Source organism: Billgrantia antri (genome assembly GCF_019430905.1).
GTDB lineage: Bacteria > Pseudomonadota > Gammaproteobacteria > Pseudomonadales > Halomonadaceae > Halomonas > Halomonas antri.
In genome coordinates this window covers 617,051-639,568 of record NZ_JAHYCA010000001.1, presented here as the reverse complement: position 1 = coordinate 639,568, position 22,518 = coordinate 617,051, and the positions used below count along the sequence as shown (strand labels likewise).

Genomic DNA, 22,518 nt, shown 5'->3' with positions numbered 1-22,518 from the left:
GAGGGAGTTTCAAGCCGCTTCGCCGTAGGCCAGGCGCACCTCGTCGAACAGCCACGTCTCGAACGCCTGCATGGCGAAGCCTGGTGGGCGCGACTTGAGCCGGGTGAGCCAGTAGCTGCCGAGCGCGGCGTGGATCTCGAACGGCTGAACGATCTCACCGCTGCCCAGCTGGCGGGCGAACATGCGTGGCGGGGCGAGGGCTACCCCCGCCCCTTGAACCGCAGCCTCCATCATCGCCAGCGAAGAGTCGAACGTCACGCCGTGGGTGCGTGCTGGTGGCCGTGACACGCCGGCGGCGGCAAACCAGTGCGGCCACTCGTTCTCGCGATAGGAGCGCAGTAGAGAATGGCGGGCCAGGTCCGCCGGTGTCTCGAGGGAGGCCGCCAGGCGCGGCGCACACAAGGGGGAGAGCGGCGCAGCGAACAGCCGCTGTGCCTCGAGGCCGTGCCAGGCGCCGTCGCCGAAGCGAATGGCACCGTCCAACCCCTCGATGGCCATGTCGACTCGATTGTTGTGGGTCGACAGGCGCACCTCGATCTGAGGATGGCTGGCCTGAAACCGAGCCAGGCGCGGCAGCAGCCAGCCCACGGCAAACGTGCCCACCGCCCCGACGTTGAGAATGTCGCGTACCTTGCCGCCCTCGAGCCGCTCCAGCATGTCTGCCATGCGGTCGAAGGCGTCCCGCATCACCGGCAGTAGCGCCTCGCCTTCTGCGGTGATCATTAGCCCGCGCGGCAGGCGCTTGAACAGCGCCGTGCCCAGACGCTCCTCCAACAGCTTGACCTGATGGCTCACCGCCGCCTGGGTCACGTTCAGCTCGTCGGCGGCGCGGGTGAAGCTCAAGTGCCGGGCCGAGGCCTCGAAGGCGCGCAGCGCATTCAGCGGCAGGTAAGGTCTCGTCATAAGCCCAAACTCAGTTTATGGCTCATGCAAGATATCATGGTTTGTGGCCTTGGATGCCATCCCGCTAATCTGCCATCCGACGCGTCGCCCACCCCTGAATGCCCTAACCATGACGAGTGGAAGGAACCATGATCCTGAAAACGACACCCTTAAAAACATTGATGGCCGGTGCCCTGTTGCTGGCGCTGATGCCCTTGAGCGCCGCGGCCGAAACCTGGCAGGAACGTGCCGATTGGGGCGAAATCTTCCGTGCCAACGAGGCCAGCGGCACGCTGCTGGTGGTCGACAAGCGCGACGGCACCACCGCCACGCTGGTACATGACGGCGAACGGGCCCGGCAACGCTTCGTACCGGCGTCCACCTTCAAGATTCCCCACACCCTGTTCGCCCTGGATGCCGGCGTGGTGAAGAACGAGTTCCAGGTCTTCGCCTGGGACGGGATCGAGCGAGAGTTCCCACCGTGGAACGGCGATCAGGATCTGCGTTCAGGCATGCGCAACTCGGTGGTTTGGCTCTACCAGCACTTCGCCCGTGAGCTGGGCGAGGAGCGCGAGCGCGACTACCTGGAGAGGCTCGACTACGGCAATGCCGATATCGGCGACCGCCTCGAGCACTTCTGGCTGGAGGAGGACTTGCTGGAAATCTCCGCCGAGGAGCAGATTGCCTTCCTCGAGCGGCTCTACCGCAACGAGCTGCCGTTCGACGAGGCGGATCAGCGGCTGGTCAAGGACCTGATGATCGTCGGCGCCGGCAACGACTGGATCCTGCGCGGCAAGACCGGCTGGACCGGTCAGCTCGGCTGGTGGGTGGGCTGGGTGGAACGCCCCACCGGCCCGGTGTTCTTCGCCCTCAACATGGAAACGCCCAACCGCATGGCCGACTTGCCCAAGCGCCAGGGCATCGTCGGCGAAGCGCTGCGCACCATTGAGGCGCTTCCGCCCGAAGCATGACGCAACCGGGCCCCGGCCGGCCACTCGGGCTGGCCGGGAGCCACTCGGTGTTCGTTTCGTCGGTCGGGGCCCACGCACAGGTGTCCTTGCCGGTTGGCGGTCGAGTGGGGTCGTCAACCGGTGCGTCGTTGCAGCGCCTCGAAGTAATCGCGAATCCGTTGAGCGTTGGTGCCCGCATCACCGCGCCCCAGGCGCGAGGCCGAGCGGACATCGACCCGTATGCCGTCGGACTCCTGGGTCAGCCGTACCACCACGTCATCCTGAAAACCGAACCAGGTCGTGGTGGCAGTGGCCTCGATGGTATCAACGGCGCCGATGCTGATTTCGGCGATCTCCCAGCCCATGTCCAGCACGGCGGCCTCGGCGGCGGCGCGCACGGTTGCCAGGGGCAGGGGAAAGTGGCGTGACTGGATATCGGGATAGGCGTTGCGCTGACGGCGCGCGAACGATTCGCCGGGATAGTCGACGGCGTTGGGGGCGGCCTCGCGTGCAGGGGCCAGGGCGACGAATTCGGGCGGGTTTTCCAGGTCGGTGGTGATGTCGTGGATCGGCGGCGCCGACTGGGCGCGCTGCCAGTACATCCAGGGAACCGCCAGCAGGGCGATGGTCGCCGCCAGCGTGACTAGCGACATCCAGGCGACCCCCTTGCGGCGACACAGTAGCGCCACCAGCAGTGCCAGCAGGGCGACCGCGATGGCGCCCAGGCCGAGCAGGGCGCCCAATCTCAGCAGGTTGAAGGCACCACCCAGTGTCAACAGGTCCAGCCGATAGGCCGGCCCGGCACCGGCCAGCCCCAGCGCGGCCGCCACCAGTAGCAAGAGGCTGAACCCGGCGATGCGTGATGGCCATCGCCCGCCGCGCTGGCGACGTTGGCGATTCAGTACGGACATGGCTTCCTCCGCTAGCGCTAGAACGATCCCTTTAGCATATCCGCGCGGTACCGGCCTGCCGACTCCTGTGTTGCATTTTGCAACGCCTCACCGGAGCCGGCGGCTGCTATCGTTCTCCTCAGGCATGGAATTAGCGCGGCCGAGGAGGACGAAGCATGACCATGCAGGCTGAATACATGGTGCCGGCCCCCAGTCTCGAGCAGGTGCGCTCCCTTGCCGGTGTCACCGTGCTCGAGTTTGGTACCCCCTGGTGCGGCTTCTGTCAGATGGCCCAACCCGGCCTCGAGGAAGCGTTGTCGCGGCACCACGACGTGCATCACCTCAAGATCGAGGATGGCCCGGGCCGACGCCTGGGACGAGCGTTTCGCGTCAAGCTATGGCCGACGCTGGTTTTTCTGCAGGACGGTGAGGAGGTGGCGCGGCTGGTGCGTCCTGCCAGCGGTGAAGCCATCCAACAGACCCTCGAGCGAGTGGCGGCCTGAAGTAGCCGGGCGGTTTCGCGATCGACTTGACGATTCCGGTTCCCGGGGCCAGCTTGCATTCAGGGAAACATTGTCAACGGTGAAGCCAAGGAGGCGTGACATGAGCCGTTATCAGCCGCGTCGGGTAGACGAACTCGAGACAGACATTCGTCAATCCCGCGCCCATCTCAGCGACACTCTTCATGAACTCGAGCAGCGTCTTTCACCGGCTCGACTCAAGCGGGACGTATCGGCACACCTACCCAGGCGTCATGGCGAGGAGCCAAGCTTCCTGGCTGGACTGGGGCATTCGATTCGCCAGAACCCCCTGCCCGTGCTGGTGACCGGTGTCGGCCTGGGTTGGCTGATAACCTCTCAACTGCGATCTCGCTCCGCGGGACATGGGCGCGAAGAAGGGGCTGGTCTGCCGATGCCGCGAGGCACGACGCTGCCGACCCTGCAGGAGGCGCCGCAGCGCATGGTGGCCACCCACCTCGGTACCCAGCAGGGACGAAATCACGTCTCGACGCATCGGCCGGATGTGATCGGCGAAGCCACGCACCTTGGCACCGGCCAGGGCTGGCAAGGCTACGTCCATCCGTCCAAGGGGGACGTGTCATGAACAAGGCCTTGCTGGCCATTGCCACCGGTGCTCTCTATGCCGGTCTCGTTGGCGGCGTGCAGGCCGAAGCGGAAAGCGCACAGGCTGGCTTCGAGGAGAGGGGGCCGGCAAGTGTCTCGTTGGATCCCAGCCTCGCTGACCTGACGCCCGATGACATCGAAGGCATGACCATCGTCAACGCCGAAGGCGAAACGCTCGGCGAAGTCCGCAACGTGCTGCGTCATGACGTTGCTGGCGGCCTGCATGCCCTCGTCACGGTGAACGGTTTCTGGATTTTTGGTGGCTCCGACGTCGCTCTGCCCCTGGCCGACATGAAGCTCGAAAGTGAGCGACTGGTACTACAGGAGCACATAGGTAAGGAAAAACTCGATGCCCTAGGCACCGATTACGACGAGGATCGCTATAGCCACGTCGATGGCGGCATGACCTTGTCCGAGGCAATGCAGCGCTGAGTCCTTCCCCATGGCGCAAGGGCACCGCGAGCCGTGACAGCGAAGGCAAGGCCGCCTGGCCTTGTCTTCGCACTGCATCGTCGAAGTGGCCGCGATGCGACTGACCCGCCAGGCCAGGCTTCGTGACATCTGGCAAACTACGCTGATATCCAAACGATTCGAGAAAGGAAGCCACATGAGCGAGACGCACACGCCCTGGGCCGAGCCCATGCCGGAGACGCAGTTCACCCTGATGCGGCGCATTCTGGATGCCCCCAGCCCCGTGGGGCTGGAGGGTGCCATGACCTATGGCGTGCTCAAGCCCCATTTCGAGAGCTTTGCGCCGTCGGGGTGGCGCATGCACCAGTACAAGGGGCATGCTGGCGTGGTGTGGGACACCCACCCGGACCGCGACGACCTGTTCAAGGTGATGATCATCGGCCATGCCGACAAGATTCGCATGCAGGTACGCAGCATCGGTGATGACGGCAAGATATGGATCAACACCGATGCCTTCCTGCCCAACGTGCTGGTCGGCCATGAGGTCAAGCTGTTCAGCGAGGACCCCGAGGCTGCGGGGCGCTACCGTATCATCCAGGGCGGCACCGTGGAGGCGCTGGGCGCCATCCACTTCTCCGACGCCGCGCAGCGTGAAGGCAGCAAGGGCATCAAGAAGGAGCAGATCTACCTCGACCTGCAGATCCACGGCGAGAACAAGAAGCAGCAGGTGCTCAATCTCGGCGTGCGCCCCGGTGACCCGATCATCTTCGACCGTCCCATCCGTCACGGCTTCAGTCCCGACACCTTCTACGGCGCCTACCTGGACAATGGGCTGGGTTGCTTCGTCACCGCCGAAGTGGCGCGGCTGATTGCCGAAGCGGGCGGCACCGAGAAGGTACGCGTGCTGTTCGCCATTGCCAGCTACGAGGAGATCGGTCGCTTCGGCAGCCGCGTACTGGCCGGCGAACTCAGGCCCGACGTGATCATCGGCGTCGATGTCAACCACGACTACGTGGCAGCGCCCGGCATCGGCGAGCAACGCATGCAACCGCTCGAGATGGGCAAGGGCTTCACCCTGTCGGTTGGGGCCATCGCCAGCGAGCAGCTCAACGCCATCGTCGAGCGCACCGCCCGGGCGCATGGTATTCCCATGCAGCGCGACATCGTCGGCGCCGATACCGGTACCGACGGCATGGCCGGCGTACTCGCTGCGGTGGATTGCGCCGCCACCTCCATCGGCTTCCCGATCCGCAACATGCACACCATCTCGGAGACCGGCAACACCCAGGACGTGCTGGCCGCCATCCACGTACTCGCACACACGCTCCAGACGCTGGATGCGCTGCCCGATCCGCACCGCGAGTTCCTCGACAACCACCCGCGGCTCGACCAGGCGGAACGCTTGGTACATCGGGGCTCGGCAAAGCCCGAGGACAACCAGAGCGACAGGCGCCAGCAACGGGACGTTCAACAGAAGCACCCCTCATGACCGCTCTCCTGCTGGCCGCGCCGGTTCGCCGCCTGCTCGAGGCGACCCCGTCATCGGCGCTGCCGATGACCTACCGGCAGCTCGCAGAGGCGCTGGGGCTCACCCCGCCGCGCACCATCCAGCGCGTGACCCAGGCGCTCGAAGCGTTGATGCGCGAGGATGCCGAGCGGGGCCGGCCGTTCGTCGCCGCCTTGGTGGTCAGCCAGCGCGATGGCCTGCCGGCGCCGGGCTTCTTCGAACTGGCCGTGCAACTGGGCCGATTCCCCGCCGACCCGGCCCGGCATGCCGAGGCGCACCGCGAGGAGTTCCAGCGGGCGCTGGCCGAGCGGCTGCCCGCCGCCCCGGGCTCATGACCGGCGCAGTGGATCGAGCAGGGTGCCGAGACCGTTGTGGTCGATCTCATGCATCAGGTGCAGCAGTTCGCCGATCTCGCCGGACGGGAAACCCTCGCGGGCGAACCAGTTGAGGTAGGGCCCCGGCAGGTCGGCGATCAGCCGGCCTTCGTACTTGCCGAACGGCATTCTGCGGATAACCAGCTTTTCCAAGTCTTCGGGCTTCACTCGCTCACTCCCGCGTCGGTTCACCGATTCGTATCCAACCAACAAACCCAGGCAGGGGCAAGTCACAGTGAACGGCCCGCCGGCCTTACGCTTGTCGTCGCTTCAACTGCTACGCTTTCTTTGACCGGATGGCCGAATGCGCCATGTCAAAACGCGGGAAAAGGATGTCGGCAGTGAGTGTGACGGAAGGGAAGCCGCGACAGGAACTCCAGCAGGCAGCGCCCGTGAGGTCGCTGCGGGTGATGACGCTCAATGTGCACAAGGGATTCAACGTATTCAACCGGCGTCATATCCTGCCGGAGCTGCGTGATGCCGTCACGACCCTCTCGGCCGATCTGGTGTTTCTGCAGGAGGTGCACGGCGAGCACCGTAAGCATTCCCTGCGCTACCGTGACTGGCCGGGCGTGCCGCAGTACGAGTACCTGGCCGATAGCATGTGGCCCGACTTCGCCTATGGCCGCAATGCCGTCTACCCCGACGGCGATCACGGCAACGCCCTGCTGTCACACTATCCAATCCGCGAGTACGAAAACAGGGATGTCTCCATTCACGGCACCGAGAGGCGAGGCCTCCTCCATTGCCGGCTGGCGGTTCCGGGGCAAGCGACGGTGCATGCCATTTGCGTCCATCTCGGCCTGCGCCACAAGCATCGCCTGCAGCAGATGCGTCTGCTTTGCGAGCTGATGGACTCACTGCCCAGTGACGAGGCTGTGATCGTTGCCGGTGACTTCAACGACTGGCGCCTCAAGGCCGACGGCGTGCTGGCCGAATGCGGCTTGCAAGAGGCATTCGCGAACTGCCAGGGGCGCCCGGCAAAGACGTTTCCGGCTCACTGGCCCCTGCTGCGCCTGGACCGTATCTACGTCCGCAGCGCCACCTGCCGGAATCCGAAAGCCCTCTATCGCAAGCCGTGGTCGCATCTCTCCGATCATGTTCCACTCATAGCAGAGATAGGCCTGTGAAATTCCAATGGAAGGAAGGCAATCAAGCCGAGCTGTTGATCAATGGAAGCGAGTATTTTCCCGACGTGTTCGAGGCGATTCGTACAGCGCGCCGGGAAATCCTGATCGAGACATTCATCATCTTCGACGATGAGGTCGGTCGGGCGCTCAAGGAGGCCCTGCTCGAGGCCGCGGCTCGGGAGGTTCGCATCGAGGTTACTGTCGATGGCTACGGCACGGCCGACCTGGGCGACGACTACATTGCCGAGCTGACCGAGGCCGGCGTGAACATGCACATCTACGATCCTCGCCCCCGCCGCCTGGGGATGCGCACCAACCTGTTTCGCCGCCTGCATCGCAAGATCGTGGTGGTGGACGGCGAAGTCGCCTACATTAGCGGGATCAACTTCGGCTGGGACCACCTGCCCGAGAAGTACACCATGGGCAAGCAGGATTACGGTATTCGCGTACGTGGGCCGATCGTCGCGGATATCCGTCGCGCCGCCACGGCACTGCTGCTGGAACACCAGGCGGTCGAGGGGCTGCCCCACCGGCTCGTCGAGACCTCTCCCCACGGGGAGGCTGCCATGCGCCTGGCCATTCGCGATAACGACCAGCATCGTACCGACATCGAGGACCACTACCTGGAGGCGATCCGAACGGCCAAGTCGCGGCTGCTGATCGCCAATGCCTACTTCTTCCCGAGTTACCATCTCTGGCGTGAGCTGCGTAACGCCTCGCGGAGAGGAGTCGAGGTGACGCTCATTCTCCAGGGGCGCCCCGACATGCCCTGGGCACGGATGTTTTCCAGTTCGCTGTACAGCTACTTGCTCAAGGATGGCATTCGCATCTACGAGTACCAGGAGCATCCCCTGCACGGCAAGATCGCCATTGCCGACGACGACTGGGCGACGGTGGGGTCGAGCAACCTCGATCCGCTCAGCCTGTCGCTGAATCTCGAGGCCAACCTGTTCATCCACGATGCCGGCCTCAATCGGCAGATCCGCGAACACCTGACCGAGCTGATCGAGAACAGTTGCCGATTGATCACCCCCGAGGCCGCGGAGAAGGGGCGCTGGTGGCGCGCCCCGCTGATGTTCGTGAGCTTCCACTTCCTGCGCCACTTTCCCCTCAGCGCAGGCTGGAGCCCTGGCCATACGCCTCGGCTCGAGCCGCTGACGCCGAAGGAGCACTCGAAGCAGCGCGCCCTGCATTGAGGCCAGCGAGGTAACGCCATGAAGGTTTCCGACATCGACAGGCTCAAGCCATCCCGCACCTGGCGTCGCTGGCTGAAGCGGGGGGCCACGCTGGTCTTCTTCGTGCTGGTCGCGGTGCTGCTGTTTTCGTTGGCCCGCAATGTCGACTGGACCCAGGTCCTCGAGACGCTGCGTGGCTATAGTCCCTTGCTGCTGCTGGCAGGAGCGGGCATAACCGTGGCCAGCCACGCCGTGTTCAGCAGCTACGACCTGTTGGGCAAGCGATACACCGGCCACTTACTGTCAGCCCCGCGTGTCCTGCTGGTGGCCTTCGTGTGCTACGCCTTCAACCTGAACCTGGGAGCCTGGGTGGGCGGCCTGGCGATGCGCTACCGCCTCTACACTCGACTGGGCCTCGGCGTGAGCACCGTGACACGCATCCTCAGCGTGAGCCTGATCGCCAACTGGCTGGGCTACATGCTGCTTGCCGGCACGGTATTTTCCTTTCGGCTGCTCGGCCTGCCGCCGTCCTGGCAAATCGGCGCCGCGGGCCTGCAGCTCATCGGCGTCGGACTCCTGGCGCTTTCCTTCGCCTACCTGGCTGCCTGTCGCTTTTCCCGGCGCCGCGTCTGGCACGTGCGGGGCCACGAGATCGTGCTGCCCCCGCTCAGGCTGGCATTGATGCAGGCGCTGCTGGGTGCGGCAAACTGGACCCTGATGGCCGCGCTGATCTATCTGCTGCTGCCGTCGGGAATGTTCTTTCCCAGCGTGCTCGGCATCCTGCTGATCAGCTCCATCGCGGGGGTGGTTACCCACATTCCCGCGGGTCTCGGTGTGCTGGAAGCGGTGTTCCTGGCGCTGTTGCAGCACCAGATTGCCAAGAGCGAGATTCTTGCCGCGCTGATCGCCTATCGCGCCCTCTATTTCCTGCTGCCCCTGACGGTGGCGTGCGTGGTCTACCTGCTGCTGGAACGAAAGGGTCGGCAACGAAAGCGGGAAGAGGTCAGTCAGCATGGATGACATCGCCAGGGGCGGATCGGCGGGACGATCTGTTCGCTTGACGGCGAATGGCTTACCCTTGGCATCCTGATGTTGGCATGAGAGAAGAAATGGCGGGTTCTGCATCGCGTCGCTTACCCTATCACGTCGCGGATACCATCAAGGGCTGGATCGTGGATCGCCAGCTGATGCCGGGAGACCGTCTGCCCAGCGAGGCCGAGCTGATGGAAACCCTTGGCGTGTCCAAGGGCACCATTCGGGAAAGTACCCGCGTACTCGAAGCACAGGGCCTGGTAGTGACGCGTACCGGCCCAGGCGGCGGCGTCTTCGTATGCAAGATGAGCGAGGCGAAGGCGACGTCGCTGCTCAGCCATTACTTCTACTTCCAGGACATCTCGATCCGCGACATCTATCAGATCCGCGTGGCGCTCGAGCCGGAGCTCGCCGCGTCGCTGGCCGGCAGGGTCGGCGCCGCCGACCTGGCCCGGCTGCGCGCAAGCCTGCACAGCTACGCCACGCCGGCCCCCGACATGGAGACCGAACGCCAGCAGCACATCGATTCGCTGCGTTTTCACGAGATGCTGGCGGAACTGGCCGGGGGCAATCCTCTGCTGTCTTTCATCATTCGCTTCACCGTGCAGGTGCTCTCCGACCTTACCGTCTATCGGCGGCTCTACGAGCCGGGCGATCACCAGATCGGCCCCACCGGTTGCCAGTATCACGCTCGGCTGCTGGACGCCATCGAGGCCGGGGACGCCGAGCTGGCGCGTGAGCTGATGCGCGAGCACATGCTCTCGGCCCAGGCGGTGATGAACGACAACGAGGCCCAGGTGCGACGTGGTTTCCTGACCGACTGACGGCGTGCCCGGCTCGCTGTCAGCGCCTGCTGCGTGCATCCTTACCCAGGTCGGTGAGAAAGCGCATCAGCACCTGGGTAGCGCGCCCGGCATCTTCCACACTGATGGCTTCGTCCGGGTGATGGCTCAGGCCGTCCCGGCAGCGCACGAAGAGCATGCCGATGTCGGTCAGGCCGTGCATGGCCAGGCCGTCGTGGCCGGCACCGCTGAACATGCGCTCGGCGGGCTCCTCGCAGCCTCGGCATGCCTGTTCCAGGGCCTCGACCAGCCAATCGGCGCAGTCGACACCCTCGGCCTGGTAGGTGCGCTCGCTCGACAACTCGAGCCCGCGCGCTTGGGCAAGCCGCTGGCAGGCTTCCAGAACTTCCCTGCGACCCTGCTCGCGTAACCCGGTATGGGGCGAGCGCAGCTCCAGCGTGAAGTTCACCTCGGCGGGAATCACGTTCACGGCGTTGGGCCGTACCTCCAGCTTGCCGACCACGCCAACCAGATCGTCGGTGGCGTTCAGTATCCTGTCCGCTTCCACCACCATCTCGGCGGCGCCGACCAGGGCGTCGCGACGGCCCGGCATCGGCGTGGTGCCGGCGTGGCCGGCCTTGCCCATCACGACCATGCGGTGGCGCTCGATTCCGGTCAGCGCGGTGACGACACCCAGCGCATGGTCGCGCTGTTCCAGCACCGGGCCCTGCTCGATGTGCACCTCGACGAAGCCGATGACCGCTTCGGGCCTGCGTGCCAAATGGGGGATCTCTTGCGGGTTGCCGCCGAAGGCCTTGAGGGCCTCGCCGAGCGTCACGCCATCGGCGTCGCGTGCGTTCAGGCTCTCGGGGTCGAAGGTGCCGGCCAGGGCCCGGCTGCCGATCAGGGTCGACTGGAAACGGGTGCCTTCCTCGTCGCCGAAGGCCACCACCTCGACACCATAGGGCAACTCGGTGCCGGCTTCCTTGAGCGCCTGCAGGGCTTGCAGCGGCAGGGCAACACCCAGCATGCCATCGTACTTGCCGCCTTCGGCTACCGTATCCTGGTGCGAGCCCATGATCAGGGTCCTTTCGCCCTGCCGGGCTCGCTCATTGCGCCCCACCAGATTGCCGGAGGCATCGAGTTCGGGACTCAGTCCGGCCTGGCGCATCCAGTCGGCGATTAGTTCCAGCACCGCCCGGTGCTCGTCGGAGCAGAACAGCCGCGTGACGCCAGGGCCGGGCTGGGAGTGGCGTGCAGCGTCGTCCAGCCGCGCCATCAGCTGTTGGCCGAGTGCCGCCTGCATCGTGGTATCGGACATGCATATCTCCTTGAATCAACGCGTGGGAAGCGAGGCGAGGAAGGCAGCGAACGCCGGGTCGCGTACGTGCCCTGCCAAGGTTCGAAGCGCCCGGGCGGGTTCCTCGTCCCAGTCCACGCGGAGGTCGATGGGGGCCGCATCGAAGGACTCGATGCGCAGGGCGGCCGAGCGCGTACCGCGCTTGTCGCCACCGGCCAGTAGCGCTGCCTCCAGGCTCTCGACCAAGGTCTCCAGCAGGTGGTTTTCGTAGCCGCTGCGGTAGCGCGGGGCGGCTGCCTGTGTCCAGGCCTCGTCGGGGTTGGCGCAGGTCAGCGTCAGGAAGGTTTGCAGCAGTTTTCCCACGACCTGTTCGTCGGCCAGCATGTTGCCGGCCGCGGCCACCGTCGGGCGCAGCTCGGCGGCCACCACTGCGATGTTGTCGTCACCGGAATGCAGCGCCGCCTGACCGCTGGCATCCATCACCAGACACTGGCGCCTTGCTGCGCCGCCGTCCGGCCGGGTCACCTGATCGAGTGCCGCCTGTGCCGTATGTCCTCGCTCGAGCGCATGGCGGACACCCTCGGGATACCAGGGATGGGTCGCCAGCCCCTGGGTGGCGCAGGCGCCCAGCCCCCGCCAGGCGTGGTGCACATAGCCGCCCACCGCCACCCCGCCGGTGGCAGTCAGCGCGGCAACCGTGCCGGTTGCCGGCTGCACGTGGATGAGTGACAAGGTCATGAGACGGCTCAGTAGCCGACGTAGTGGCCAATGACCAGACCGAGCCAGGCCAGGACATAAACCAGCACCATGAAGGGCAGGATGGCCTTCAGCCATTTCACGTAGGAGACCCGCCCCAGGGCCAGCATGGCCAGGGTACCGCCGGAGGTGGGCACGATCAGGTTGGTCAGGCCATCGCCCACCTGAAAGGCAGTGATCATCAACTGGCGGCTCATGCCCACCAGATCCGCCACCGGGATCAGGATCGGCATGGTGACCAGGGCCTGACCGGAGCCGGAAGGCACGAAGAGGTTGATCGCCCCCTGCACCACGCTGGCCATGATCGCCGACATGGCGCCGGGGATTCCCTCGATCAGGCCGCTCAGCCCATGCACGATGGTATCGATGATCTGGGCCTGGCTGAGAATCACCTGAATGGAAGCTGCCAGGCCGATTACCAGGGCGCCGGGCGTGACCTTGGAGGCACCTTCCATCATCTGCTTGACGATCTCGTTGGCCGAAAGCCCGTTGACGATACCGATCACGATGGCCATCAGCAGAAACATGCCGGCGATTTCGTTGATGTACCAGCCCTGGGTGAACACGCCCACCAGCATGGCTGCCAGGCCGAGGATGAACACGCCCAGGGTCAGCTTGTTCTGCCGGGTCAGGCGGTATTCATCCAGCGACTTGGTCATGGCCTTGGTGTTATCCGGCTCCTCGAAATCCATTCTGACCACCCACTTGCAGATGTAGAGCGAGAGCAGGGCCAGCGAGGAGACTACCAGCAGGGTGCGCAGCCAGGCGCCCGAGAAGGTGAGGAGTTCGGCGATCCCCTGTGCCACACCCACGGTATAGGGGTTGATCGGCGACAGCGCGAAGCCAATGCCGATGCCGCCGACGGCCATGGTGGTACCGACCAGACTGGAGCAGCCGATGGCGCTGGCGATCAGAACAGCGATGGGCACCAGGGCAATGTTGTTCTCGAAGCCCACGGCCACGCCGAAGAAGCCGTAGATGAAGGTGCCGGCGGTGATGATGATGTTGCGTCGCTCGACACCGGCTCGGTTCACCGCCACGCCGATGGCATTTTCCAGGGCACCGGTGCGCTGCAGGATATGAAACAGGCCGCCGGCGATGAACACGATGAACAGATAGAGCGATGCCTCGTTGAGGCCACGTGGGACCGCCACGAAGATATCGAAGGGCGAGATGACGCCCACATCGGGAAGGTATTCGAAGGACTCGGGCACCACGCGGGTGCGGCCGTCCTGCTCGACCCGCTCGTATTCACCTGCCGGCACCACGAAGGTGAGGGCGTAGGTGGCCAGCAGGATCATGAAGATCAGAACCATGGGGTCGGGTACCGTCTGGTACCACTTCTTATTGCGCTGTGTCAGCGCCTGCTCGGTTGTACTCATGTCGTTGTCCTTGTTCGCCGGGCGCCGGCGAGGGGAGTACCGACGCATACCATGAAATTTATCATGATAAATTGGCGGGTCAAGGAACGGGACGGGCTCAGTCGCTCTCGGCTGGCTCCGGCAGCGTGCAGACATCGACCCATTCGGCGCCGACCAACTTACCCAAGCGCTCCGGTGCGATACGTACCGCACTGTTGAGCGAGCCGGCAGCGGGCAGCACCTCGTCATAAGACATGAGCGAAGCGTCGCAATAGATCGGCAGCGGCTTGGCCAGGCCGAACGGACAGACCCCTCCCACCGGATGGCCGGTCAGTGCCAGCACCGTCTCGGCATCGAGCATCTTGGCCTTGGCACCGAAGGTGGCGCGCAGCTTGCGATTATCGAAGCGCGCATCGCCGCCGGCCACGACCAGCACCTGGCGCTCACCGACCCGAAAAGCGAGAGTCTTGGCAATCTGCCCAGGGGCGACACCATGGGCCTCGGCGGCCAGCGCCACGGTGGAAGTGCTGGCCTCGAGTTCGATGATTTCAAGATCGGGTGCATGCTCGGCAAGAAAGGTCCGCACGCTCTCAAGGCTCATCGGTTCTCTCCTCGGGAAATGGCAAGACGACCAGCTTAACGCGCCATCGCCCGTTGGGGCAGCCGTGGTGTGCCTGAAGCGTGCAAGGCGAGTGGTATCTACCCACGGCTCGACTTCTGGCTCAGACCGCCAGCAGCGCCGCGATGAAGCAACTGAAAGCGATCGTCGAGGCGACCGTACGCACATGGTTCCAGAGCGTCCAATGCTTCAGGTAGCGCGACCAGACGGCTGTTGCATCATCAACTTCGGCAGCGCTGGCCAGCTCATTGTTGAGGGGCACATTGAAAGCCAGCGTGACGCCGAACATGCCAACCACGTAGACCAGCCCGCCCGTGAACATCAGCGCTGCGCTCGGCTCGTCCCAGCGCAACAGGGCGAGGGCGGCTAGCACAGCGCTGGCGAGCGTCGTGCCGAAGAACAGAGGCATGAACAAGGAGCCGAGGATGACCTTGTTGATCGCGTTCATGGCGTTGATGCCGGCTCCTAGGTCGATGCGGCCAAGGGCTCGCATGATAAAGCCTGAGAAAGCGAAGTAGAGCCCGGCGACGAGGCCACAGCCGATGGCGGAAAACCACAGGATCAACGTCAGCATGCGTTCTGCCTCTTTGGGTTGTAGCGCTCCTGTCAGTTTGCAGCTGCATCCGACGGAATGGCCGCTGGGTCCATCCAGAAAGACTCCCAGACGTGACCGTCGGGGTCCGCCAGCGCACGACCGTACATGAAGCCATGATCCTGTGGCGGGTTGATATCCGCCGTGCCGCCATTGGCTGAAGCTGCCTCGCACATGGCATCTACCGCCACGCGGCTCTCACACGAGAGGGCGAGCATTACCTCGCTGGTATCGGCCGGCGGAATCGGGCGGTCGGTGAAGGTGCGCCACTTGGCGTGGGTGAGCAGCATCACGTGGATCGTCTCGCTCAATACCATGCACGCCGCAGTCTCGTCGGTGAAATGCGGATTATTGGTAAAGCCCTGCGATTCGTAGAACGCCATCGACTTCGTGAGGTCGGCAACGGGCAGGTTTACGAAGATCATGCGCGACATAAGCAAACTCCATAGGGTGGTGTCAGAGGTTTAGTCGATTGTGCTGACTCCTGGTATTCGGTTGAGTCGCTGTAATTTCGACAGGGCATGCCATGTCGAAATCATGAGCGCCAAAACGATAATGACCCTCCACACAATGCAAGGAGCAACAGCATGCGCTATGCCTGCTTCATCTACTACGATCCCAAGCTGCTATTTGGCGGAAGCCCACAAGCCAACGACGCATTGGAAAAATGCACGAGTTATGACGAAGTAGTGAAGGAGAGCGGCCATTTCGTCATGGGGGAGGCCCTGGAACTGCCCGAAACGGCTCGGGTGCTGCGAAAGCTAGATGGAAAAGTACTGGCGACCGACGGTCCCTTCATGGAAACCAAGGAGGTACTGGGCGGGATCATTCTCATCGAGGCTGAGGATCTTGAAGACGCCGTCCGGGTTGCCAGCGGTCACCCCCTGGCCAGCATCGGTGCCATCGAGGTTCGCCCCGTGGTGGACTTCGCTCAACCGCGGCCGGCATTCTAGCTGCCGCCAGTCGAGCCCGCGGCAGAGGGCCGTCGGGCTCTATCGGGCGAATAGAGATTACATCTGCGAGAGCAGGTAGTTCGGCTTGCCCAGCATCTTGATCAGCCGCAGCTGCTGCTCCAGCCAGTAGGCGTGGTCCTCCTCGGTGTCGGCCAGCAGGCCTACCAGCACGTTGCGCGTCTGGAAGTCCTGCTCCCGTTCGCACAGGGCAATTGCTTCCTTCAGAGCGTCGCCCACCTCATACTCGAGCTGGAGGTCGTTGCCGAGCATCTCCTCCACGTCCTGGCCGATGCGCACCGGGGTGCGGGTATGCATGTCGGGTTTGCCTTCCAGGAACAGGATGCGCTCGATCAGCTGCTTGGCATGCCCTTTTTCATCGTCGAACTCATGGGCGATGCGCTCGTAGAGCTTGGTGAGGCCCCAGTCGGCGTACATCTCGGAGTGAATGAAGTACTGGTCCATGGCGGCGAGCTCCGCCGCTAGCAGCCCGTTCAGAGCGTCGATGATGTTCTGCTTGCCTTTCATGCGGAACCTTTCCATTAGCGCGAGGGGAATGAGGGTATCCTATGGCCAATCGCAGAGTTGGTCAATTTCTCTTTAAATTCATATGGTTGTAATTGTTTTGCATGCGATTCGCATTAGGTTTCGCTTGCCGGGTACTGGATTCGAGCATCGCGCCTCAAGCGCAGCATGGTGATCACGTTGGTCAGGAAGATCAGGCTTTCGGCGATAGTGCCGCCAATGGAACCTGCCAGGACATTGCTGGCGACCCAGCACAATGCTGCCCCGGCCAGGGCGATGCGCATGGGAATGCCACTCAGCATGAACATGCCGTAAGTGCCCAGCAGGCCCGCGGCCAGCGCCGGGATGTCACGTGGGCCGCTCCAGGTCAGCGCAGCCACCGCCAGGGTGGCGAGCAGCATGCCCAGCATGAAGGCGCGGTTGCGGCGGAAGCGGCGCACGAGGGCAATGCGCAGCACGATCAGCGCCGAAATGCCGGCGGCCACCCAGCTTTCGAACAGTGCGAACTGGGCAGCGAAGGCCACGTTGGCGAACAGCAGCAGCACGAACAGCCGGTCGTCGCGCTTGCTGGCGAAGGCCACGATGCACAGGGTCAGGGCCACCAGGCTGACACCCTGGCCGAGCAGCCATCTCAGGCCGATCTCTTCCATGATGAATTCCATTACGTAGCTAATGGACTGGAGATTAGCACGGCAGCGACGGGCTTTGCTGGTACGCTTTCCCCTACCTGACCATTTATCGGAGGCGCCATGGAAACGTTGCTGGATTCTCGCACGGAGATAACGCAGGCCGCGCTGGCCGCCATCGCCCACATGCCGACGGCGAGCCTGCCGGTATTGATGGATGAAGCGTTCGCCCAGCGATTGACCGACGCCGACCTCATGCGAATTGCCGTACTGCTGGCGCAGAAGAGCCACGACGAGGGCGGTTGTCCGATCGGCGCGGTAATCGTCGACAACGCCTCGCGGCGCATTCTCGGCAAGGGACACAACACCCTGGTGCAGGAGAATCATCCCTACAATCATGGCGAAACCTCCGCCATCCGCGATGCCGGACGCCTCGACTTCAGCCAGACCACGCTCTTTACCTCGCTCAGCCCCTGCGAGATCTGCGCGACCCTGCTCCACATGCGCGGCTTCTCCCGCGTGGTGGTGGGCGATGTCACCAACGCCTCGGGCACGGAAACCCTACTGCGTGAAAAAGGCATCCAGGTGGATATTCTGGAGGACACGCGCGGCATCGATCTCTACGCCCGCTTCCGCGCCGAGCGGCCCGAGCTGGACCTCGAAGACTGGAAGGGCGTGAGGGCAACGCGCAAGCCATGACATAGTAACGGCTCAGTGCAGATGGCTGCTGCCGGCGTTTCCGCAATAATGTCCAAGCCTTCTCCCGGGGCTCGGCCTAGGCTATGCCTGTATGGCGTCCAGGGAGGTGTGGCATGGTCAAGCAATCCAGCCGCTTTGATTACTACAAGAGCCGGCAGGTACCCGAGCTCAGGGTGCTCCAGGCGTCGCTGAGCGACTTCAGCTACGACCGCCATGCCCACGAGGAATACGCCTTCGGCGTGACGCTTTCCGGGCGGCAGGACTTCTTCAGCGGCGGTGAGTTTCACCGCAGCCCGCCGGGCAATGTCATCCAGTTCAACCCCGAGCAGGTGCACGACGGCCACCCGGGGGATGACACCACGCTGGGCTACGTGATGATCTACGTCCCCGCCGCCCAGCTCGAGGCCTCGTTCGCCGATGCGGCAGGGTGCCCGCGTGCCGCTCGGTTCCACGGCAGCGAGACCCTACTGGCCGACCCCGAGCTGCGCCACGCCATATTGGAGCTGGCGGGCCTCATGATTCACCGGCAGGGCACGCGTATCGACCAGGAGCACGCCCTGCACCGCATGGCGACCCGCCTGGTGCAGCGCGCCGGCAAGTTCCAGCCCGGTGGCAAGGTGAGCCGACCCGATGCGCTGCTGCTACGGGCCAAGGAGTACGTGCTCGCCCATCTCGAGGCGGACCTCTCGCTGGATGACATCAGCCAAGCCGCTCACCTCTCCAAATACCACTTTCTGCGTCTGTTCCGGCAACAGTTCGGTATCACGCCGCACCAGTACGTGCTGAGCTGCCGGGTCAATGCCGCGCGCAGCGCCCTGGAGGCCGGTGAGGCTCCCAACGAGGTGGCTCTCCGCTACGGCTTCACCGACCTCAGTCATTTCAACCGCCGCTTCAAGCGTATCTACGGCAAGACGCCGCATCAGTACCAGCGCAGCGTCACCTAGCGGCGCTTGGCTGCTATTGCTCGGTTTCCAACACACTTCTGTCGGAGAGACTCCCATGGAGATCGTCGCCTATGCCCTGGGCGTCATGTACACGCCTGGGCCTGTGAATCTGCTCGGCCTGAACGCCGGCCTCAACGGCCAGGCCAGAACTTCCCTCGGCTTCTTCGTCGGCGTGGGGCTGGCCATGCTCACGCTCTTCCTGCTGTTCGGCTGGGCCGGCGCGGCCTGGATGCGTGGCGACATTCTCGCCGTGGTGGGGGCGGTGGGTTGCGGGTATATCCTCTACCTGGCGATCAAGATCGCCCGCTCCACCATAGAGCTGGGTGCCGCTCGGCAGGCGCCGCGTGTGCTGCAGTTTCGCGACGGCCTGATCATGCAGCTGTGCAATCCCAAGGCCATGGTCGCGACCCTGCCGATCGTCACCCTCCAGTTCCCCGCCGCCGGCATCCATGGCGTGAGCCTGCTGTTCTGGTCGCTGGGGCTGGCTGTACTGGCCTTTGGCGCACCCGGCAGCTATGCGCTGATGGGCACCGTGGTGGGCCACCGGATTGCCAATCCCTGGCTGCTGAAGGGGTTCAGCCTTGCCATGGCGGCGTTGCTGGTGTGGGTCGCGATCACCATCGGCTACGAGCACGTGTGGCTACCGTTGGCTGGGGAGGGTTTCATGGTCAGATCCTGACGCTGACTTCGTTGGTTTCCGTTGACTTGGCGCACCGGATTTTACGGCCGGGAATGGTAATCTTGTTGCCAATACACAATAGCGCGCGCAAGGATGCCCAGTGATAAGCGATTGCCCAGACTTCTTATCATCATACTTGTCGATTCAAGGAAAACGACCAGAGTGCCACGCTTCGCTCTCGGAAATAGTGAGAGCGAAGCGTGGCATCTTTTTTCTAATGGAAGGATTTTGGCAACAGCCAAAGAGCGCGGTCCTGTGGGGCCAGCAAGTAAAAGCGGCTTGAAGCTGCTGGAAACGCAAAAGAAAGGGAACTGAAATGAAGCTACTTAAAACCACAGCTGCCATGGCGGTACTGGCTCTGATGACGGGGTGCGCCTCGGTCAATATGGCGTCTCAGCAGGAGTCATCTCAAGCCAAGCAGTTCGAAGCCCCGGAAGAGGGTATGGCAGGTGTGTATGTCTTTCGCAAACAATCCCCTTTCGGGGCTGCGCTTAAGAAAGATATCTGGATCGACGGCGAGTGCATAGGTGAAAGCGCCCGAGGCGTTTTCTTCTATCACCAAGTAGAAGGTGATCAAGAACACGAGGTTGCCACCGAGTCGGAGTTTTCTCCCAATACGCTGAGCCTCATGACGGAGTCGGGAAATAACTATTTTGTCGAGCAGTACATCAAGATTGGGGCGTTCGTCGGTGGTGCCAACCTTCGGCTCGTCGATGAAGAGCAGGGCATGGAAGAGGTGAGCAAGCTGAGCATGGCAACATCTGGAAACTGTAGCCAGTAAGCCAAAGAGGGCGCCGCCTTACGGCGGCGCTTCAACACTTCTCGGCGAGAGTCCTGTTTCCAGGACCTATCATCGACGCCGTGTTACGCCACGACATCTCCAACATCGGCTGAGTAGGCCACATCGCGCTGTGCCTCGAGCGCATGGAGCCGCTCTTCCAGGGCTTGCTTGATACCTGTATAGGCCGTGCTGCCGAGTGCCAGCCGAAAGGGCGGATGAGCTTCATCGGCAGCGGCGATCATGGCCTCCACAGTTCGGCCGGCATCGCCTTTTATCTCGAAGCTGCCATCTGCCAGGGCGCGCCTGACATCGCCGGCGGGAGTGGCGTCATAGACGGCCATTGGCGTTCCACGCACGAGGCCCGCAGCAAAGTCGGTCGCGGTGGGGCCCGGTTCGACAATGATGAAGTCGATCCCGAACGGCGCGACGTCCTGGGCCGTTGACTCGATGAAACCCTCGATACCCCACTTGGTCGCGTGGTAGAGCGAGAAGTTGGGGTAGGCCTTCTGGCCGCCTTCTGAGGAGACCTGCACGATGCGCCCGCCGCCCTGATCGCGCAGGTAGGGCAGAGCCGCACGAATGAGCTGAATCGAACCGGTGAGGTTGGTAGCGATCTGATGATCGATCTGCCCATCGCTGAGCTCCTCGGCGGCGCCGAAGAGCCCATAGCCGGCATTGGATTACCACTACATCGATCCTGCCCATCCGGGCAAAAGCCTCGCGCGTGGCCTCGCGAATCCTCGTTACATCGGTAAGGTCGAGTTTCAACACCATCAGGCGTTCGCCATGGGACTGCTGCAGTTCGGTGAGCGCACCTTCCCGGCGCAGCGTGGCGACCACGCGATCGCCACGTGCCAGCAGGCTTTCCGTCATCAGACGGCCGAGGCCCGAGTTTGCCCCGGTAATCAACCATGTCTTGCTCATCATTCCGTTCCTTCCTTCGGGTGGATTGACGAAGCCATGGTGGCGCTGCCGATTGGAATGCAGAAGTAGGCTACTGTTGTATGGATCCGTGAGAGAATTTCACTAATGACGAGATCGAACATGACCAAGCCGACCCTGAAGCCAAGCCTGGCCGATCTGGAGGCCTTCGCAGTGGTGGCTGCCGAACGCAGCTTTCGCCGCGCTGCCGATGTCATCGGCGTCTCGCGCTCGGCGTTGAGCCACCGAATGCGACATCTGGAAGAGCAGCTCGGCGTGCGCCTGCTCCACCGCACCACTCGCAGCGTCTCCCTGACCGATGCGGGCGGCCGGTTTCTGGCGCGTATCACGCCGACCTTGAGTGAACTGAACGCCACGCTGGATACCCTTGCCGACGACCGCGGCGAGCCCAGCGGCATCCTGCGCATCAATGCAAGCAGGGCAGCGGCTCGGCTGCTGCTTGCCCATGTGGTGCCGGCTTACCTGCGCCGCTATCCGGCGGTGGAACTTGACCTCGTCAGCGAAGGGCGGCTCGTCGATATCGTCGAGCAGGGGTTCGATGCCGGAATTCGGCTGGGTGAGGCGGTGCCCCAGGACATGATCGCGGTGAAGCTGGTTGACACCATGCGCTTCCTGGCGGTGGCTTCGCCGGATTACCTGCACCGCTTCGGCACGCCGGGCGTGCCCGACGACCTGCACAAGCATCGCTGCATCCGCCAGCGGCTACCCAGTGGCAAGCGCTACCGCTGGGAGTTCGAGCGGCGAGGACAGGAAATCGCCATCGATGTTCCCGGCGCGCTGACGCTCGACGACAACGAGCTCATGGCCGAAGCGGCAGCCGACGGCCTCGGCATTGCCTACGTGCCCGAAATCGTCGCCAGCGAGCGCCTCGCTTCGGGCCAGCTGGTGGCGCTGCTGGAAGATTGGAGCCCACCGTACCCCGGTCTGATGCTCTATTACCCGGGGCATCGCCACGTGCCGGCGGGGCTACGCGCCTTTATCGATCTGGTAAAGGCGTCAGGCACATAGTCTGTCCCGCTGAGCCGCCAGCCAACGTGGCCGTTTGCTCCTTACTGCTACTCAGCCCGCCCTGTTTCGTCGCGATCGCAGTCGTAGCGTTTCATGTACGGAAACGGCGGCAGCCAGGTCTCGCGGCGCACGACCCAGCTCTCGTAGGTGGGTTTCAGCTGATCGGGGAAGTCCAGCGCGCCCAGGTGCACCTCGATTTCATCTCCGGTGCGGGCGAACACCGACGAGCCGCAACGGGGGCAGAAGAAACGCCCCTGGTAGTCGCGGGTCTCGCCTTCAATCGTTACCGCCTCCTGGGGAAACACCGCCGAGGCATAGAAGAGCGCGCCATGATGCTTGCGGCAGTCCAGGCAGTGGCAGATACCGACCCGGTAGGGGCGCCCCGACGCCACGATGCGCACGTTGCCGCATAGGCAACCGCCGGTGTGCTGGTCCATGTTGCGCCTCCTGCGTATGAGCTCAAGGGGCAAAGCGCCCTT

General features: G+C 63.7%; 29 protein-coding genes and 1 pseudogene. 16 read left to right on the top strand and 14 right to left on the bottom strand.

Features of this window, described 5'->3' with window-relative positions; translation table 11 throughout:
* Positions 1–9: 9 nt before the first annotated feature.
* Positions 10–903: a LysR family transcriptional regulator gene (locus tag KPL81_RS02915; protein ID WP_219790616.1), complete on the bottom strand. Its 894-nt coding sequence runs from the start codon at positions 901–903 to the stop codon at positions 10–12.
* A gap of 161 nt (positions 904–1,064) precedes the next feature.
* Between KPL81_RS02915 and blaOXA the strand changes: the two genes are divergently transcribed.
* Positions 1,065–1,853 (top strand): class D beta-lactamase, encoded by a 789-nt coding sequence (gene blaOXA, locus KPL81_RS02910; RefSeq protein WP_219790810.1) that lies wholly within the window; start codon positions 1,065–1,067, stop codon positions 1,851–1,853.
* Positions 1,854–1,966: 113 nt separating this feature from the next.
* On the opposite strand, the gene KPL81_RS02905 is transcribed toward blaOXA, so the two are convergent.
* Positions 1,967–2,743 carry a DUF1499 domain-containing protein gene (locus tag KPL81_RS02905; protein ID WP_219790615.1) on the bottom strand — a complete coding sequence of 259 codons (777 nt, stop codon included), beginning with the start codon at positions 2,741–2,743 and terminating at the stop codon, positions 1,967–1,969.
* 155 nt (positions 2,744–2,898) lie between these two features.
* On the opposite strand from KPL81_RS02905, the gene KPL81_RS02900 reads away from it, so the two are divergent.
* From KPL81_RS02900 to KPL81_RS02880, 5 genes are all read left to right on the top strand, one after another.
* Positions 2,899–3,225, top strand: a complete 327-nt coding sequence (locus tag KPL81_RS02900; protein ID WP_209473875.1) for a thioredoxin family protein — start codon at positions 2,899–2,901, stop codon at positions 3,223–3,225.
* 100 nt (positions 3,226–3,325) lie between these two features.
* The gene (locus KPL81_RS02895; protein WP_219790614.1) at positions 3,326–3,826 is read left to right on the top strand and encodes a DUF3618 domain-containing protein; all 501 of its coding nucleotides are present in this window, start codon (positions 3,326–3,328) and stop codon (positions 3,824–3,826) included.
* On the top strand, positions 3,823–4,278 hold the full coding sequence (locus KPL81_RS02890; RefSeq protein WP_219790613.1) for a PRC-barrel domain-containing protein: 456 nt from the start codon (positions 3,823–3,825) through the stop codon (positions 4,276–4,278). The genes KPL81_RS02895 and KPL81_RS02890 overlap by 4 nt, the downstream gene beginning before the upstream one ends.
* A gap of 175 nt (positions 4,279–4,453) precedes the next feature.
* On the top strand, positions 4,454–5,746 hold the full coding sequence (locus KPL81_RS02885) for a M20/M25/M40 family metallo-hydrolase (protein ID WP_219790612.1): 1,293 nt from the start codon (positions 4,454–4,456) through the stop codon (positions 5,744–5,746).
* Positions 5,743–6,099, top strand: a complete 357-nt coding sequence (locus KPL81_RS02880) for a hypothetical protein (RefSeq protein WP_219790611.1) — start codon at positions 5,743–5,745, stop codon at positions 6,097–6,099. The genes KPL81_RS02885 and KPL81_RS02880 overlap by 4 nt, the downstream gene beginning before the upstream one ends.
* Here KPL81_RS02880 and KPL81_RS02875 read toward each other — a convergent pair.
* Positions 6,094–6,306, bottom strand: coding sequence for a DUF3820 family protein (locus tag KPL81_RS02875; RefSeq protein ID WP_219790610.1), 213 nt, complete (start codon positions 6,304–6,306; stop codon positions 6,094–6,096). The genes KPL81_RS02880 and KPL81_RS02875 overlap by 6 nt on opposite strands.
* A gap of 143 nt (positions 6,307–6,449) precedes the next feature.
* Between KPL81_RS02875 and KPL81_RS02870 the strand changes: the two genes are divergently transcribed.
* From KPL81_RS02870 to KPL81_RS02855, 4 genes are all read left to right on the top strand, one after another.
* Positions 6,450–7,268: an endonuclease/exonuclease/phosphatase family protein gene (locus KPL81_RS02870; protein WP_422674093.1), complete on the top strand. Its 819-nt coding sequence runs from the start codon at positions 6,450–6,452 to the stop codon at positions 7,266–7,268.
* Positions 7,265–8,464: a cardiolipin synthase ClsB gene (gene clsB, locus KPL81_RS02865; protein ID WP_219790609.1), complete on the top strand. Its 1,200-nt coding sequence runs from the start codon at positions 7,265–7,267 to the stop codon at positions 8,462–8,464. The genes KPL81_RS02870 and clsB overlap by 4 nt, the downstream gene beginning before the upstream one ends.
* 18 nt (positions 8,465–8,482) lie before the next feature.
* Positions 8,483–9,463, top strand: a complete 981-nt coding sequence (locus tag KPL81_RS02860) for a lysylphosphatidylglycerol synthase domain-containing protein (protein WP_219790608.1) — start codon at positions 8,483–8,485, stop codon at positions 9,461–9,463.
* Between the two features lie 89 nt (positions 9,464–9,552).
* On the top strand, positions 9,553–10,299 hold the full coding sequence (locus tag KPL81_RS02855) for a FadR/GntR family transcriptional regulator (RefSeq protein ID WP_219790607.1): 747 nt from the start codon (positions 9,553–9,555) through the stop codon (positions 10,297–10,299).
* 19 nt (positions 10,300–10,318) lie between these two features.
* On the opposite strand, the gene KPL81_RS02850 is transcribed toward KPL81_RS02855, so the two are convergent.
* From KPL81_RS02850 to KPL81_RS02825, 6 genes are all read right to left on the bottom strand, one after another.
* Positions 10,319–11,578, bottom strand: coding sequence for a M20 family metallo-hydrolase (locus KPL81_RS02850; RefSeq protein WP_219790606.1), 1,260 nt, complete (start codon positions 11,576–11,578; stop codon positions 10,319–10,321).
* A gap of 15 nt (positions 11,579–11,593) precedes the next feature.
* On the bottom strand, positions 11,594–12,295 hold the full coding sequence (locus KPL81_RS02845) for a DUF1028 domain-containing protein (protein ID WP_219790605.1): 702 nt from the start codon (positions 12,293–12,295) through the stop codon (positions 11,594–11,596).
* Between the two features lie 8 nt (positions 12,296–12,303).
* Positions 12,304–13,695: a YfcC family protein gene (locus KPL81_RS02840; RefSeq protein WP_219790604.1), complete on the bottom strand. Its 1,392-nt coding sequence runs from the start codon at positions 13,693–13,695 to the stop codon at positions 12,304–12,306.
* A 97-nt stretch (positions 13,696–13,792) separates the two neighbouring features.
* A complete protein-coding gene (locus KPL81_RS02835) occupies positions 13,793–14,275 on the bottom strand; it encodes a YbaK/EbsC family protein (protein WP_219790603.1) in 483 nt (160 codons plus the stop codon).
* Between the two features lie 121 nt (positions 14,276–14,396).
* Positions 14,397–14,867 (bottom strand): anthrone oxygenase family protein, encoded by a 471-nt coding sequence (locus tag KPL81_RS02830; protein ID WP_219790602.1) that lies wholly within the window; start codon positions 14,865–14,867, stop codon positions 14,397–14,399.
* A gap of 32 nt (positions 14,868–14,899) precedes the next feature.
* Positions 14,900–15,319, bottom strand: a complete 420-nt coding sequence (locus KPL81_RS02825) for a VOC family protein (protein ID WP_219790601.1) — start codon at positions 15,317–15,319, stop codon at positions 14,900–14,902.
* Between the two features lie 153 nt (positions 15,320–15,472).
* On the opposite strand from KPL81_RS02825, the gene KPL81_RS02820 reads away from it, so the two are divergent.
* On the top strand, positions 15,473–15,838 hold the full coding sequence (locus KPL81_RS02820; RefSeq protein ID WP_219790600.1) for a YciI family protein: 366 nt from the start codon (positions 15,473–15,475) through the stop codon (positions 15,836–15,838).
* A gap of 57 nt (positions 15,839–15,895) precedes the next feature.
* Here KPL81_RS02820 and bfr read toward each other — a convergent pair whose 3' ends face one another.
* Positions 15,896–16,363 carry a bacterioferritin gene (gene bfr / locus KPL81_RS02815; RefSeq protein ID WP_209473861.1) on the bottom strand — a complete coding sequence of 156 codons (468 nt, stop codon included), beginning with the start codon at positions 16,361–16,363 and terminating at the stop codon, positions 15,896–15,898.
* 113 nt (positions 16,364–16,476) lie between these two features.
* Positions 16,477–17,010: a YgjV family protein gene (locus KPL81_RS02810; protein WP_219790599.1), complete on the bottom strand. Its 534-nt coding sequence runs from the start codon at positions 17,008–17,010 to the stop codon at positions 16,477–16,479.
* 99 nt (positions 17,011–17,109) lie between these two features.
* Here KPL81_RS02810 and KPL81_RS02805 point away from each other — a divergent pair, with 99 nt between their 5' ends.
* The 4 genes from KPL81_RS02805 (at position 17,110) to KPL81_RS02790 (ending at position 20,089) form a co-directional block, all read left to right on the top strand.
* Positions 17,110–17,685 carry a nucleoside deaminase gene (locus KPL81_RS02805; protein ID WP_209473859.1) on the top strand — a complete coding sequence of 192 codons (576 nt, stop codon included), beginning with the start codon at positions 17,110–17,112 and terminating at the stop codon, positions 17,683–17,685.
* 113 nt (positions 17,686–17,798) lie between these two features.
* Positions 17,799–18,629 (top strand): AraC family transcriptional regulator, encoded by an 831-nt coding sequence (locus tag KPL81_RS02800; RefSeq protein ID WP_219790598.1) that lies wholly within the window; start codon positions 17,799–17,801, stop codon positions 18,627–18,629.
* 55 nt (positions 18,630–18,684) lie between these two features.
* Entirely contained in the window at positions 18,685–19,308 is a 624-nt protein-coding gene (locus KPL81_RS02795) for a LysE family translocator (protein ID WP_240549019.1), read from the top strand.
* Between the two features lie 316 nt (positions 19,309–19,624).
* Complete coding sequence (locus tag KPL81_RS02790) at positions 19,625–20,089, top strand: DUF2846 domain-containing protein (RefSeq protein WP_219790597.1); 465 nt, start codon at positions 19,625–19,627, stop codon at positions 20,087–20,089.
* A gap of 83 nt (positions 20,090–20,172) precedes the next feature.
* On the opposite strand, the gene KPL81_RS02785 is transcribed toward KPL81_RS02790, so the two are convergent.
* Together KPL81_RS02785 and KPL81_RS20700 are read right to left on the bottom strand one after the other, a co-directional pair.
* Positions 20,173–20,715 (bottom strand): SDR family NAD(P)-dependent oxidoreductase, encoded by a 543-nt coding sequence (locus KPL81_RS02785; protein ID WP_338035588.1) that lies wholly within the window; start codon positions 20,713–20,715, stop codon positions 20,173–20,175.
* A gap of 115 nt (positions 20,716–20,830) precedes the next feature.
* Positions 20,831–20,962: pseudogene (locus KPL81_RS20700) on the bottom strand (SDR family oxidoreductase); the annotation flags it as partial.
* Positions 20,963–21,133: 171 nt separating this feature from the next.
* Between KPL81_RS20700 and KPL81_RS02780 the strand changes: the two are divergent.
* The gene (locus tag KPL81_RS02780) at positions 21,134–22,039 is read left to right on the top strand and encodes a LysR family transcriptional regulator (RefSeq protein ID WP_219790596.1); all 906 of its coding nucleotides are present in this window, start codon (positions 21,134–21,136) and stop codon (positions 22,037–22,039) included.
* A 47-nt stretch (positions 22,040–22,086) separates the two neighbouring features.
* Here the strand turns inward: KPL81_RS02780 and KPL81_RS02775 are convergent, their stop codons facing one another.
* Complete coding sequence (locus KPL81_RS02775) at positions 22,087–22,476, bottom strand: GFA family protein (RefSeq protein ID WP_219790595.1); 390 nt, start codon at positions 22,474–22,476, stop codon at positions 22,087–22,089.
* Positions 22,477–22,518: the final 42 nt, after the last annotated feature.

Coding starts and splice junctions, on each gene's coding strand:
- KPL81_RS02825 (WP_219790601.1), bottom strand. CDS start 15,319: ATGTCGCGCATGATCTTCGTAAACCTGCCCGTTGCCGACCTCACGAAG.
- KPL81_RS02915 (WP_219790616.1), bottom strand. CDS start 903: ATGACGAGACCTTACCTGCCGCTGAATGCGCTGCGCGCCTTCGAGGCC.
- KPL81_RS02775 (WP_219790595.1), bottom strand. CDS start 22,476: ATGGACCAGCACACCGGCGGTTGCCTATGCGGCAACGTGCGCATCGTG.
- KPL81_RS02880 (WP_219790611.1), top strand. CDS start 5,743: ATGACCGCTCTCCTGCTGGCCGCGCCGGTTCGCCGCCTGCTCGAGGCG.
- KPL81_RS02830 (WP_219790602.1), bottom strand. CDS start 14,867: ATGCTGACGTTGATCCTGTGGTTTTCCGCCATCGGCTGTGGCCTCGTC.
- KPL81_RS02780 (WP_219790596.1), top strand. CDS start 21,134: ATGACCAAGCCGACCCTGAAGCCAAGCCTGGCCGATCTGGAGGCCTTC.
- KPL81_RS02905 (WP_219790615.1), bottom strand. CDS start 2,743: ATGTCCGTACTGAATCGCCAACGTCGCCAGCGCGGCGGGCGATGGCCA.
- KPL81_RS02790 (WP_219790597.1), top strand. CDS start 19,625: ATGAAGCTACTTAAAACCACAGCTGCCATGGCGGTACTGGCTCTGATG.
- KPL81_RS02870 (WP_422674093.1), top strand. CDS start 6,450: ATGTCAAAACGCGGGAAAAGGATGTCGGCAGTGAGTGTGACGGAAGGG.
- KPL81_RS02845 (WP_219790605.1), bottom strand. CDS start 12,295: ATGACCTTGTCACTCATCCACGTGCAGCCGGCAACCGGCACGGTTGCC.
- KPL81_RS02895 (WP_219790614.1), top strand. CDS start 3,326: ATGAGCCGTTATCAGCCGCGTCGGGTAGACGAACTCGAGACAGACATT.
- KPL81_RS02885 (WP_219790612.1), top strand. CDS start 4,454: ATGAGCGAGACGCACACGCCCTGGGCCGAGCCCATGCCGGAGACGCAG.
- KPL81_RS02795 (WP_240549019.1), top strand. CDS start 18,685: ATGGAGATCGTCGCCTATGCCCTGGGCGTCATGTACACGCCTGGGCCT.
- KPL81_RS02850 (WP_219790606.1), bottom strand. CDS start 11,578: ATGTCCGATACCACGATGCAGGCGGCACTCGGCCAACAGCTGATGGCG.
- KPL81_RS02800 (WP_219790598.1), top strand. CDS start 17,799: ATGGTCAAGCAATCCAGCCGCTTTGATTACTACAAGAGCCGGCAGGTA.
- KPL81_RS02835 (WP_219790603.1), bottom strand. CDS start 14,275: ATGAGCCTTGAGAGCGTGCGGACCTTTCTTGCCGAGCATGCACCCGAT.
- blaOXA (WP_219790810.1), top strand. CDS start 1,065: ATGGCCGGTGCCCTGTTGCTGGCGCTGATGCCCTTGAGCGCCGCGGCC.
- KPL81_RS02860 (WP_219790608.1), top strand. CDS start 8,483: ATGAAGGTTTCCGACATCGACAGGCTCAAGCCATCCCGCACCTGGCGT.
- bfr (WP_209473861.1), bottom strand. CDS start 16,363: ATGAAAGGCAAGCAGAACATCATCGACGCTCTGAACGGGCTGCTAGCG.
- KPL81_RS02805 (WP_209473859.1), top strand. CDS start 17,110: ATGGAAACGTTGCTGGATTCTCGCACGGAGATAACGCAGGCCGCGCTG.
- KPL81_RS02855 (WP_219790607.1), top strand. CDS start 9,553: ATGGCGGGTTCTGCATCGCGTCGCTTACCCTATCACGTCGCGGATACC.
- KPL81_RS02840 (WP_219790604.1), bottom strand. CDS start 13,695: ATGAGTACAACCGAGCAGGCGCTGACACAGCGCAATAAGAAGTGGTAC.
- KPL81_RS02820 (WP_219790600.1), top strand. CDS start 15,473: ATGCGCTATGCCTGCTTCATCTACTACGATCCCAAGCTGCTATTTGGC.
- KPL81_RS02810 (WP_219790599.1), bottom strand. CDS start 17,010: ATGGAAGAGATCGGCCTGAGATGGCTGCTCGGCCAGGGTGTCAGCCTG.
- KPL81_RS02890 (WP_219790613.1), top strand. CDS start 3,823: ATGAACAAGGCCTTGCTGGCCATTGCCACCGGTGCTCTCTATGCCGGT.
- KPL81_RS02900 (WP_209473875.1), top strand. CDS start 2,899: ATGACCATGCAGGCTGAATACATGGTGCCGGCCCCCAGTCTCGAGCAG.